This window comes from Amycolatopsis sp. NPDC006131, from assembly GCF_040614175.1.
Classification (GTDB): Bacteria; Actinomycetota; Actinomycetes; order Mycobacteriales; family Pseudonocardiaceae; genus Amycolatopsis_E; species Amycolatopsis_E tucumanensis.
In genome coordinates, this window is sequence record NZ_JBEXTX010000006.1 from 146,720 (window position 1) to 158,579 (window position 11,860).

At 72.0% G+C, this 11,860-nt stretch carries 12 protein-coding genes; all 12 read left to right on the plus strand.

Features of this window, described 5'->3' with window-relative positions:
- Nucleotides 1-60 precede the first annotated feature (60 nt).
- The 12 genes from ABZ215_RS06245 to ABZ215_RS06300 are packed head-to-tail and all read left to right on the plus strand — an operon-like array spanning nt 61 to nt 11,825.
- The gene (locus tag ABZ215_RS06245) at nt 61-1,257 is read left to right on the plus strand and encodes an ABC transporter substrate-binding protein (protein WP_354948150.1); all 1,197 of its coding nucleotides are present in this window, start codon (nt 61-63) and stop codon (nt 1,255-1,257) included.
- A gap of 4 nt (nt 1,258-1,261) precedes the next feature.
- Nucleotides 1,262-2,113 carry a branched-chain amino acid ABC transporter permease gene (locus ABZ215_RS06250; protein WP_354948152.1) on the plus strand — a complete coding sequence of 284 codons (852 nt, stop codon included), beginning with the start codon at nt 1,262-1,264 and terminating at the stop codon, nt 2,111-2,113.
- Nucleotides 2,110-3,147, plus strand: coding sequence for a branched-chain amino acid ABC transporter permease (locus ABZ215_RS06255; protein WP_354948154.1), 1,038 nt, complete (start codon nt 2,110-2,112; stop codon nt 3,145-3,147). The genes ABZ215_RS06250 and ABZ215_RS06255 overlap by 4 nt, the downstream gene beginning before the upstream one ends.
- Complete coding sequence (locus ABZ215_RS06260) at nt 3,144-3,845, plus strand: ATP-binding cassette domain-containing protein (protein ID WP_354948156.1); 702 nt, start codon at nt 3,144-3,146, stop codon at nt 3,843-3,845. Before ABZ215_RS06255 ends, ABZ215_RS06260 begins: the two co-directional genes overlap by 4 nt.
- On the plus strand, nt 3,842-4,534 hold the full coding sequence (locus ABZ215_RS06265; protein ID WP_354948158.1) for an ABC transporter ATP-binding protein: 693 nt from the start codon (nt 3,842-3,844) through the stop codon (nt 4,532-4,534). The genes ABZ215_RS06260 and ABZ215_RS06265 overlap by 4 nt, the downstream gene beginning before the upstream one ends.
- Complete coding sequence (locus tag ABZ215_RS06270; RefSeq protein WP_354948160.1) at nt 4,531-5,697, plus strand: CaiB/BaiF CoA-transferase family protein; 1,167 nt, start codon at nt 4,531-4,533, stop codon at nt 5,695-5,697. Before ABZ215_RS06265 ends, ABZ215_RS06270 begins: the two co-directional genes overlap by 4 nt.
- Nucleotides 5,685-6,701 carry an LLM class flavin-dependent oxidoreductase gene (locus ABZ215_RS06275; protein ID WP_354948162.1) on the plus strand — a complete coding sequence of 339 codons (1,017 nt, stop codon included), beginning with the start codon at nt 5,685-5,687 and terminating at the stop codon, nt 6,699-6,701. The genes ABZ215_RS06270 and ABZ215_RS06275 overlap by 13 nt, the downstream gene beginning before the upstream one ends.
- The gene (locus tag ABZ215_RS06280) at nt 6,701-7,507 is read left to right on the plus strand and encodes an enoyl-CoA hydratase-related protein (RefSeq protein ID WP_354948163.1); all 807 of its coding nucleotides are present in this window, start codon (nt 6,701-6,703) and stop codon (nt 7,505-7,507) included. The genes ABZ215_RS06275 and ABZ215_RS06280 overlap by 1 nt, the downstream gene beginning before the upstream one ends.
- A 12-nt stretch (nt 7,508-7,519) precedes the next feature.
- On the plus strand, nt 7,520-8,335 hold the full coding sequence (locus tag ABZ215_RS06285; protein WP_354948165.1) for an enoyl-CoA hydratase-related protein: 816 nt from the start codon (nt 7,520-7,522) through the stop codon (nt 8,333-8,335).
- 3 nt (nt 8,336-8,338) lie between these two features.
- Nucleotides 8,339-9,271 (plus strand): hypothetical protein, encoded by a 933-nt coding sequence (locus ABZ215_RS06290; protein WP_354948167.1) that lies wholly within the window; start codon nt 8,339-8,341, stop codon nt 9,269-9,271.
- A complete protein-coding gene (locus tag ABZ215_RS06295) occupies nt 9,268-10,284 on the plus strand; it encodes a phosphotransferase family protein (RefSeq protein WP_354948169.1) in 1,017 nt (338 codons plus the stop codon). Before ABZ215_RS06290 ends, ABZ215_RS06295 begins: the two co-directional genes overlap by 4 nt.
- A complete protein-coding gene (locus tag ABZ215_RS06300) occupies nt 10,281-11,825 on the plus strand; it encodes an amidase (protein WP_354948171.1) in 1,545 nt (514 codons plus the stop codon). Before ABZ215_RS06295 ends, ABZ215_RS06300 begins: the two co-directional genes overlap by 4 nt.
- Nucleotides 11,826-11,860: the final 35 nt, after the last annotated feature.

Genomic DNA, 11,860 nt, shown 5'->3' on the forward strand with positions numbered 1-11,860 from the left:
GGAGTCCTCCGGCTCCCCAACGGACTTGTCGAGGTCATCGTGAGGAACAAAGTCGTTCCAGTGCTCACCGCTCTGCTGGCCGGGGCGCTCGTCGCCGCCTGCGGCACCCCCGGCAGCAGTGAGGCGGGGGACGCCGCCGGCACCATCAAGGTCGCCATCATCCCGCCCTCGTCCGGCGCGCTCGCCCAGTTCGGATCCGACGCCGCGAAGGGCTGGCAGTACGCCGTCGACACCGTCAACGCCCAGGGCGGCATCGACGGCCGCCAGGTCGAGCTGATCCGGATGGACACCGACGCCACGTCCGCCACGACGCTGCGGGCCGCCCGAGAGGCGGTGACGCAGCGGGGAGCCCAGTTCATCGGCGGGGTCATGACCTCCACCGAGAACGGGGCGCTCAACCAGCAGCTCGAAGGCCTCCACGCGTTGTCGTTCAACAGCCTCGGCAAGGACGACGCCCTCACCGGCAAGGACTGCGCGGCCAACGCCTTCCGCGTCGTGCAGACCAACCGGATGGACGTCAACGCCCTGGCCGCGACGCTGAAGAACCTGCCCGGTGACCGCTGGGCCGTGCAGGCCGTCGACTACTCGACCGGGCACACCGCGGCCGAGATCTTCCGGGACGCCGCCCAGGCCGCGGGCAAGCAGGTCGTGCTGGAGCAGTTCGCCCCGCTCAACACCACCGAGTTCGGGTCCTACATCACCAAACTGCAGGCCAGCGACGCCGACGCGCTGTTCGCCGTCGAGTACGGCGCCGACGGCGTCGCGTTCGTCAACCAGGCCGCGCAGTTCAACCTGCCTGCCAAGTTCCGCACCGTGCTCGGCTTCAACATGGTCTCCGAGCCGCTGTTCCCCGCGCTCGGCGACAAGATCACCGGGTTCTACAACAACGTCGGCTACGACGTGGGCGACCCCAACCCGCTCAACCAGCAGTTCGTGCAGGGCTTCCAGGCCAAGTTCGGCAGTTTGCCCTACTACGTCGAGGCCGACGCCTACCTCGCCGCCGAAACGCTGTTCGCGGGCATCCGCAAGGCCGGCAGCGCCGACCCGGTCAAGGTGCGCGAGGCGCTGGGCGACCTCACCTTCGACAGCATCGCCGGCCCGGTGACGATGCGCGCGGCCGACCACCAGCTGGTGCGGCCCTCCTACCTGGGACAGGTCGTCAAGGACGGCAACGGACTCGCGTTCAAGATCGTGGCGAGCGCGCCGGGCCCGCAGACCGCCCCGCAGGCCGACCCGGCCTGCACCCTCAAGGGGTGATCGCGTGAACTTCGCCCAGTTGCTCAACGGGATCGCCTTCGGCTCGCTGCTGATGATCCTCAGCTCCGGCCTGGCGATGATCTACGGCCTGCGCGGTGTCACCAACTTCTCGCACGGCGCGCTCTACATGGCCGGCGCCTACCTCGCCTACAGCGTCAGCACGCACTTCTCGTTCTGGCTGGCGTTGCTCGTCGCCCCCGCGGTGCTGGCGGTGCTCGGCGCGGTGCTGGAGCTGGTCTTCTTCCGGCGGCTGCAGCACCGCTCCCACATCGAGGTCGGCCTGGTGACCTTCGGCCTGGCGATGGTGCTGGAACGCGTCATCGTGCTGGTCTGGGGTGAGCGCACGCTGGCCGTGGCCGCCCCGGCCGGGCTGGGCGGCACCACGTCGGTGTTCGGGGTGGACTACCCGAGCTATCGGTTGCTGATCATCGGCTTCGCCGTGGTGCTCGCGGTCGCCCTGACGTGGTGGCTGCGGTCCTCCCGGCTCGGCCTGCACATCCGGGCCGCGAGCCGGGATGGGCAGACCGCGCAGATCCTGGGCATCAACGCCGACCGCGTGAGCCTCGTGGTGGTCTGCCTCGGCGCGGCGCTGGCCGGGCTGGCGGGCGCACTCGCCGCGCCGTACGTGTCGGTGGACCCGGGCATGGGCGTGGCGATCCTGATCAACGTCCTGATCGTCGTCGTGATCGGCGGTGCGGGCAGCATCGCCGGCGCGATGAGCGCCGGCATGGCGCTGGGCATCGTGCAGACCCTCGGCGCGGTGTGGCTGCCCAGTGTCGCGGTGCTCGTGCCCTACGCCGCGCTCGTCGCCGTGCTGCTGTGGCGTCCGGCGGGACTCTTCGGGAGGCAGGCATGAGCACCCTCGCCGTCGCCGAGCCGGACGTGGTCACCGGCGGACCGAAGACGGGCCTGCATCGCACGCTCGTCCTGCGCGGCCTGCTGCTCGCCGTGCTGGTCGCCGCGGCCGGCCTGGCGGTGCCCTACCTGGTGCCCGACCGCTACACGATGGGCCTGCTGCTCGACGGGATCATCCTCGCACTGCTGGCGCTCGGGATCGGGTTCCTCGCCCGGCACCTCGGGCTGATCAGCCTCGGCCACACCGCGTTCTTCGGCGGCGCGGCCTACGCCCTCGCGATCGCCACGCAGCAGTGGGGCTGGGGCCCGCTCCCCGCGGCGCTGTTCGGGCTCGCCGTCGGCACCGGGCTGGCCGTGGTGATGGGCCTGCTCGTCGTGCGGGCGTCCGGCATGGGGTTCCTGATGCTGACCCTCGCGCTCGGCCAGGCCCTGTACCAGTTCTGCGTGCAGACCGTCGCCCGGCCGTGGACGGGCGCCTACGACGGGCTGCAGGTCCACTTCGAGCCAGGGCAGACCTTCGCGGGCATGCCGGTCGACGACGTCATGAACGCCGCGCTGTTCTGGCCCGTCGTGTGGATCGCCCTGGTCGCCGCCGCAGTCGTGCTGTGGCTGCTCGGCCGCGCGCGGTTCGGCACCGTGCTGGAGGGGATCCGGGAGAACGAGGAACGCATGCGCTTCTCCGGTTTCGACACGTTCCGGCCCCGCCTGGCCGCGTTCGTCGTTTCGGGCGCGGTGGCCGCCCTGGGCGGGGTGCTGTTCGCCCTGAACGCCGCGTACGTCTCGCCCGACGTGCTGAGCTTCCTCAAGGCGGGTGACTCGCTGATCGCGGCGATCGTCGGCGGGCTCGGCTCGCTGGCCGGCCCGATGGTCGGTTCGCTGGCCTACATCTGGGCGCAGGCGGAGTTCAACAGCTCCGGCAACCTCCAGCTCTACACCGGTGTCGCGCTCGTGGCGGTGCTGGTGTTCCTGCCCGGTGGCCTGACCGGTGTGCTGGGCAAGCTGCGGCGCCGGTTCGTCAGGAGGGGCGGGAAATGAGCCTGTTCGAAGCGACTGGCGTAAGCGTGCGGTACGGCGCCGTTCGCGCACTGGACAACGTGGACATCGCGCTGGAGCCGGGTGTCCTGCACGGCGTCATCGGCCCCAACGGCGCCGGCAAGTCGACGTTCCTGGACGCGTTGTCCGGGCGGGTCCGTCCCGCCTCGGGCATGGTCCGCTACCTCGGCGAAGACATCACGCGGCGGGCACCGAGGTGGCGGCGGGACCGGGGCATCGCCCGGTCGTTCCAGCGCACCAGCGTGTTCGGCTCGATGACCGTGCGCGCGCAGCTGGACATGGTGGCCCACCGGCAGGGCGCCCGGGACGTCCCGGCGATCGTCGAGGCCCTGGAACTGGGCCCGGTGCTGGACCGGGTCTGCGCCGAGATCGCCTACGGCACCCAGCGCAGCGTCGATCTGGCGCTGGCGTTGATCGGCGCGCCGCGGGTGGTGCTGCTCGACGAGCCGTGCGCGGGCCTGGTCGCCGACGAGTCGGTCCGGCTGCTCGACCACGTGCGGCGCCTGTGCCGGGAGCGGGAGGTCGCCGCGGTGCTGGTGGAGCACGACGTCGACGGCGTGTTCCGGGTGTGCGACGTGATCACCGTGCTCAACCTCGGCAAGGTCCTCGCGCACGGCGCACCCGCCGACGTGCGCGCCGACGCCGAAGTCATCCAGGCCTACCTCGGGAGTGCAGCGTGACCGCGATCCTGGAGTTCAAGGGCGTGCGCGCCTCCTACGACGGCGCGGTCGTGCTGGACGACGTCTCCTTCACCATCGAGGAGGGCAGCACCGTCGGGCTGGTCGGCCGCAACGGCGCGGGCAAGACCACCGCGATGCTGTCGGTCTACGGGGTGCCCCAGGTGACCGGCGAAATCCTCGTCGACGGCAAACCCGCCGGCCGCAGGCGACACGAACCGGCCGCCCGCGGGGTCAGCCTGGTACCGCAGGGCAAGCGCATCTTCGGCAACCTGACCGTGGAGGAAAACATCCTCCTCGGCCGGGCGTCCCGTCGGAAGGGGCAGTGGAGCGTGCCGGCGGTCTACGAGCTGTTCCCGAACCTCGGCCGCGGCGCGAAGCGGCCGGGCACGGCGCTCTCCGGCGGCGAACAGCAGATGCTGGCCATCGCCCGCGCCCTCCTGGCCGAGCCGAAACTGCTCATGCTCGACGAGCCGACCGAGGGTCTGGCGCCCGTGGTGATCGACGAGCTGACCGCGGCGCTGCGCGAGATCCGCTCCCGCGGCACCGCGCTGCTGCTGGTCGAACAGCACATCGGCATGATCCGTGCGCTGGCGGACAGTTTTCTCGCGCTGCGCAAGGGGAAACTCGCGGGTTCGGGACCGGTGGCCGACCTCGCCTCGCGCGAGGTGCAGGAGGTGATCGCCCTGTGACGGGACCCCTGTCCGGCGTCCGGGTCGTCGAGGTCGGCTCGATCGGGCCCGGCCCGTTCTGCGCCATGCTGCTGGCCGACCTGGGCGCGGACGTGCTCCGGCTCGACCGCGTGGACGGTGCGGCACTGGTCGGGCCCAACGCCGACTTCCGCACCGAACTGCTGCACCGCGGGCGCCGGTCGGTCGCCGTCGACCTCAAGCACCCCGCCGGCGCCGAGGTGGTGCTCGACCTCGTCGAGCGGGCTGACGCGCTGATCGAGGGTTTCCGGCCCGGCGTGGCCGAACGGCTCGGCATCGGCCCGGACATCTGCCTGGACCGCAACCCCGCCCTGGTGTACGGCCGCATGACCGGGTTCGGCCAGGACGGCCCGCTCGCGCAGGCGGTCGGCCACGACCTCAACTACGTGGCGCTGTCCGGGACCCTCTCCTTGATCGGCCGTCGCGGCCAGCCGCCCACCCCGCCGCTGAGCCTGATCGGGGACTTCGCGGGCGGGGGCTCCCTGCTCGCGTTCGGGATCCTCGCCGCGTTGCTGGAACGGCAGCGCTCCGGGCGCGGGCAGGTGGTCGACGCCGCGATGGTGGAAGGCGCGGCGCTGCTGTCGACCGCGTTCTTCGGGTACACCCAGACCGGCGCCTGGAGCCGGGAGCGCGGCACCAACCTCGTCGACAGCGGCGCCCCGTTCTACGACGTCTACGAGACGGCGGACGGCAAATGGCTGTCGGTGGCCGCCCTGGAACAGCGCTTCTACGACGACCTGGTCGACCTGCTCGGGGTGGCCGACCCGCCGGACCGCGAAGACCGCTCCACCTGGCCGCGGCTGCGCGAGCTCTTCGCCGCCGCGATCCGCACCCGCACCCGTGACGAGTGGGCGAAACTGGCCGAGCGGCGCAGCTCGTGTGTGGCGCCGGTGCTGGACACCGACGAGGCGCCCCGGCATCCGCACAACGTGGCCCGCGGGTCCTTCGTGGAGCGGGACGGGCTCGTGCAGCCCGCTCCCGCGCCGAAGTTCAGCCGCACCCCGGCCGCTCTCGGCCGGCGGCCGCCGGTGCCGGGCGAGCACACGGCAGAGGCGCTGCGGGACTGGGGCGTGGCCGCGGAGCGGGTGGAGCAGTGGCGGCGATCCGGTGCGATCGCCGGGGAGGGAGTGGCATGTACGGACTGACCGTCTTCAGCTCGGGGTCTGGACCCGAGCGGTTCCGGCGCACCGCGGAGATCGCGGCCAGAGCGGAGGAAGCCGGGTTCGACGCGGTGTGGACCGGCGAGCTGTACAACCGGTCGGCGACCGTGCCGCTGGCGGTGCTGTCCCAGGCCACCCGGCGGGTCCGGCTCGGCACCAACATCGCCTACGGCGTCGGCCGCACGCCGCTGGTGTGGGCGGCCGAGGCCCGCGACCTCGACGAGCTCTCCGGCGGGCGGCTGACCCTCGGCCTGGGCAACGGCACGCCCCGGATGATGGCGGACTGGCACGGCGTCAGCGGCGAGGCGCCCGCGGCGCGGATGGAAGAGCTGGTGACGGTGCTGCGCAAGCTGTGGCGCCTGCACGAGGGCCCGGTCGAGCACGAGGGCCGGTTCTACCGGGTTCGGCTGCGGCCGACCTCCGACACGCCGCCGCCGGTGCAGGAGCACCTGCCGATCTGGACGGCGGGCGTCAACCCGCGGATGATCCGGGCCGCGGGCCGGGTCGCCGACGGGCTGGTCGGGCACCCGATGGTCACCCCGGAGTACCTGGACGAGGTCGTTCGTCCCGGTTTGGCCGCCGGTCTGGCCGACTCCGGACGGCAGCCGGGCGACGTGAAACTCATGGGCATCCTGATGTGCGCGGTCGACGCCGACGTGGACGCCGCGCGGCGGCGGCTGGCCTTCGCCATCGCCCAGTACGCCGCGTCCCGGGTGTACGACCGGTTGTTCGAGCTGCACGGCTGGTCCGCGGCGCAGCAGAAGATCCGGGAGGCGGCGCGCGACCGCGACGCCGACGCGATGACCGCCGCGGTCCCGGACGCGGCGATCGACGCGGTGGGTGTGGCCTGCCGGCCGGGTGAGCTGGCGGAGCGGGTCGCGGTGCACGCGCGTGACTACGACCACCTGAACCTGGTCAGCGTGCCGTGGGGGCTCAAACCCGACGAGGCGGAGGAAGCGACGGTGGCGATTGTGGAGGGGATGAGCTGATGGTGGATCTGAAACCGGAGACGATCGAGCTGTCGGAACCGGCCGAGGGCGTCGTCGTGGCGACCCTGAACCGGCCGGAGAGCCTGAACTCGATGACGGTCACGATGTTCGCCGAGATCGAGGAGCTGGCGTTCGCGCTCGGCGACGACGACGACGTGCGGGTGCTGATCGTCACCGGCGCGGGCAAGGCGTTCTGCGCGGGCTACGACCTGGACGACGCCGACGAGCTGGCCGGGCTGACCGCGCTGGGCATGCTGGAGCGGCAGGAGCACGCGGCCCGCTCGCTGTCGGCCCTGCGCTCGCTGCGGATTCCGGTGATCGCGGCGGTCAACGGTGCGGCGGCCGGTGGCGGGCTGGCGCTGGCCCTGGCCGCCGACATCCGGCTGGCCTCGGAGAACGCCAAGTTCAACGCCGCCTTCGTGCGCATCGGGTTGTCCGCCGGTGACCTCGGGTCGTCCTGGCTGCTGCCGCGCCTCATCGGACCGGCGCTGGCGTCGGAGATCGCCTACACGGGCCGGTTCGTCTTCGCCGAGGAGGCGGAGCGGATCGGTCTGGTGAACAAGGTCGTGCCGAGCGAACGGCTGCTGGCCGAAGCGCTGGCGATGGCGGGGCTGATCTGCGCGAACTCGCCCGGTGGCGTGCAACTGTCCAAACGGGCGCTGCAGGCGAACATGGAGGTCACCTCCTACGCCGCGGCGCTGGAGCTGGAGAACCGCGGCCAGGCGCTGCTGACCCGCGGCGCCGACATGCCTGAGGCGCTGGCCGCGTTCAAGGAGAAGCGCGCGCCGAAGTTCACCGGCCGCTGAAGGGGGACCGACATGATCGATTTCGAGGTGCCGGAGCTGACCACGCTGCGGATCGAGGAACCCGAGGACGGGATCCTGGTGCTGCGGATCAACCGGCCGGAGCGGATGAACTCGCAGACGGTGGTGATGTTCGGCGAGTTCCTCGCCGCGGCCAGGGCGATGCGGGACAGCAAGGCCAGGGCGCTGATCCTGACCGGGGCGGGGGAGCGGGCCTTCTGCGCCGGCTTCGACCTGGACGAGATCGAGGTGATCACCCGCATGGGCGTGCGCGAGTTCCTGCATTTCCAGGAGCTGGCCACCGGCGGGCTGGCGGCGATCCGCGCGCTGCCGTTCCCGGTGATCGCCGCGGTCCACGGTGCCGCCGTGGGCGGTGGGATGGCGCTGGCGCTGGCCGCCGACATCCGGCTGGCCGCGCCGACCGCGAAGTTCAGCGCGGCGTTCGTCAAGGTGGGCCTGTCGGCGGGTGAACTGGGCACGTCCTGGCAGCTGACTCGCTTGGTCGGCCCGGGCCGCGCGGCCGAGATCGCCTACACCGCGCGGGTCGTCGCCGCCGAGGAGGCCGAGCGGATCGGGCTGGTGAACCGGGTGGTTCCGGCGGAGAGCCTGATGGCCGAGGCGCTGACGACCGCCCGGCAGATCGCCGGGAACTCGCCCGGCGGTGTGCGGATGTCCAAGCGGGCGCTGCAGCGCAACCAGGAGGTCGCCTCCTACGCGGGCGCCCTGGAACTGGAGAACCGCGGCCAGGCGCTGCTGACGCGGTGCGAGGACATGACCGAGGCACTGTCGGCGTTCAAGGACAAGCGCGCGCCGCAGTTCACAGGAAGGTAGACGATGACCACGCTGGGAGACATCGACCCCGGGTTCGGCCCTGACGACGACCTCCGGCACTGGCCCGAGCCCGGTGGCCGGATGCGGGACAGCCTGTTCTGGGAACTGATCATGCCCGAGGAACAGCTCGGTATGCAGGTCTACCTGTACCTGACGAACCGGGGCAGGACCGGCTACAACGTGTCGGTGTGGGGACCGGGCACCGAGCCGGTCGCCCTCAAGCTGGCCCAGGGCACGGTCGGTGACGAGCATGACCTGGACAACTTCGAGTTCGAGGGCCTGACCGTCAAGCAGCCGGAGCTGCGCCGCACCGCGCAGGTGAGTTATACCAGCGACGAGGTGAGCCTGCAGTTCGACTTCACCGCGCTGCACGACGCGTTCAGCTACAAGTGCAACCCCGACGGGCTGCCGTCGTGGTTCGCTGCCAACCGGCTGGAGCAGACCGGCCACGTGACCGGCTTCCTCGAGGTCGGCGGGCGGCGCATCACCTGGGACCGCAAGGGCCACCGCGACCACTCGTGGGGCACCCGGAACTGGGGCGTGCCGCACCACTGGAAGTGGTTCATCGCCTACACCGAGTCCGGCCGGGTGGTCAACGGCTGGATCTGGATCGCGCGCGGCGAGTGGGGTTTCGCCGGGTATGTCGTCAAGGACGGCGTGACGATCCCGGTGTCGCACATCGACCACAAGGCCGACTACGACGACGGCATGGTCCAGACGCGGCTGGAGGCCGACGTCGTGGACATCACCGGCGAGACGACGCGGCTGGTCATGGAGTCCTTCGGCGCCATCAAGCTGCCGACCAAGGACCCGATGGGCACGGTGATCACCGAGGCCGCCTGCCGGGTCACGATCGACGGCGAGGAGGGCGCGGGGCAGTTCGAGACGCACTGGCCCGGGCAGTACCTGCAGCACCTGATCGAGAGCGGTCGATGAGCTGGGACTGGAGCGACGAACAGCGGGACGGGCTGGCGCGGTTCCTCGCCGCGCGCGAGATCTGCGACGGCCCGGTCACCACACGCCGGATCGGGGACGGGCACTCGAACCTGACGTTCCTGGTGAGCGACGGGCGGCGGCAGGTGGTCGTGCGACGGCCGCCGCCACCACCCATCCCCCCGGGCGCGCACGACATGCTCCGCGAGGCGAAGCTGATCGGCGCTCTGGCGGGCACTGGCGTGCCGGTGGCCGACGTGCTCGCGGTGGGTCAGGCCGGGGACGTGATCGACGTGCCGTTCTACGTGATGAGCTACGTCGAGGGGCCGGTGATCACCGAACGGACCCCGCCGGCGTTGAGCACACCGGAAGAGCGGCGTCGCATCGGGGAGTCCCTGGTGGACACGCTCGCCGCGCTGCACGCGGTGGACTGGCGGGCCCGCGGCCTGGCGGGCATGGGCCGGCCGGAGGGGTTCAACGCCCGGCACTTCCGGCGCATGGGCCGGCTGATCGCGGACGACGACGGCAAGCCGCCGGCCGAGTTCGCGGAGATCGACGCCTGGCTGGCCGCCCACGTGCCCGCGGAGGCGGGGGCGACGATCGTGCACAACGACTACCGGCTCGGGAACGTGATCGTCGCGCCGGACCCGCCCGGCCGGATCATCGCCGTGCTGGACTGGGAACTGGCCACCCTGGGCGACCCGCTCTTCGACGTCGGCTACTTCCTGGCGTCCTGGCCGGTGGCCGGTCAGCCACGCACACCGACGGAGGACCTGGGCGTCGCCGCGCTGGAGGAGGGTTATCCGACCCGGGACGAACTCGCCTCGCGCTACGCCGAGCGCACCGGCCGGGATCTGTCCAACCTGGGCTGGTACACCGCACTGGCGCTGTGGAAACTGGCGGTGCTCTACGAGTACGGCCGCCGCCGCGCGGCGCAAGGTGTCGGCGACGACTACTACGCCGACGCCGGGCTGGTGAAGTCGTTCCTGGCCGCCGCGGAGCAGGCCGCGTCATGACGCGGACGATCACCGGCGCGGCGGCGGATCTGCGGGCCGGACGCGTGTCCGCCGTGGAGCTGGTCGACGCGGCGATCGCCCGCGCGGAGGCCGCCGATGCGACCCTGGGCGTGTTCCTGCACCGCGACGACGAGCGAGCCAGGGCAGCGGCGCGCGCCGCCGACGACCGGCTCGCGCGTGGGGAACCGATCGGCCCGCTGGAGGGGATCCCCCTCGGCATCAAGGACATCCTGGCCTGCGCGGACGGGCCGACCACGGCGCAAAGCCTGGTCCTCGATCCGGCGTGGGCGCGCGGGCAGGGCGATGCCCCGGCGGTGGCCCGCCTCCGGGGCGCGGGCGGCATCGTGCTGGGCAAGCTGACCACGATGGAGTTCGCGCTCGGGGTGCCGGACGTGTCGAAGCCGTTCCCGGTGCCGCGCAATGCTTGGCACCCCGGGCATTACGCGGGCGGGTCCAGCTCGGGCTGCGGCAGCGGGGTGGCGTCGGGCATGGTGCTCGGCGCGCTGGGCTCGGACACGGCGGGCAGCATCCGGATGCCGGCCGGGTTCAACGGGGTGACGGGACTGAAACCGACGTTCGGGCGGGTGCCCAAGTCCGGCATGGTGCCGTTGAGCTACACGCTGGACCACGTCGGCCCGGTCGCCCGCAGCGCGCGGGACTGCGCGCTGCTGCTGTCCGTGCTGGCTGGTCATCACCTGGCCGACCCGTACGCGGCGGCGGACGTGCCGGGTGACTACCTCGGCGGGCTCACCGGAGATCTGGCCGGCGTCCGCGTCGGGTACGACGACCTGGACCGGTTCGCCCCGCGTGCCGATTCGCTCCTGCGGCAACGGTTCACCGCGATGCTGGCGATCTTCGAAGACGCCGGGGCCGAACTCGTTCCGGTGCGGCTGCCGATGTACGAGGAGCTGCAGGCGATCGATTCGGTCGTGATGCTCGCCGAAGCCCTGAGCTACCACGTGAGGGATCTGGAGTCCCGTGCCGGCGACTACGGCCAGGCGACGCGGGTGCTGCTCTGCGGAGCGCGGGGGATCACCGCGGCGCACTACCTGCAGGCGATGCGGGTGCGACGGATCGCGCAGGCACGCATGGACGCGCTGCTGGAGACCGTGGACCTGGTCGTGACCCCGATGGGTCACCTGCCGGCGCCCCGGATGGACGAGATCTCCGGCCTGGAACCGACGGGTGTGATGACCTCGTTGCACACCGCGTACTGGAACCCGCTGGGCAATCCCACGCTGGTGGTGCCGATGGGCCTGTCGGCGGCCGGTCTGCCGTTGGCGCTGTCGATCAGCGGGCGCCGCTGGGAGGAGTCGGTGGTGCTGCGCGCCGGTGACGCGGTTCAGGGCCTCTCGTCGCACCATCTCGGCACGCCGCCGGATCCCGGCCCGCCGCTGCCGCCACCGCCCGCGCCGAGCGGTTCCGAGGCCGAGGTGGTCGCCCAGCTCCAAGCGGCTCTGGCCGCCCTGGGCGAGTCGTTGTCGGGGATTGCGGAGGCCCGCTACGTGGAGCCCAGCGGGGGCTACGCCTGCGGGCGCTGACAGCCGGTACGGAAACAGGGGGCCACCTCGCCGAG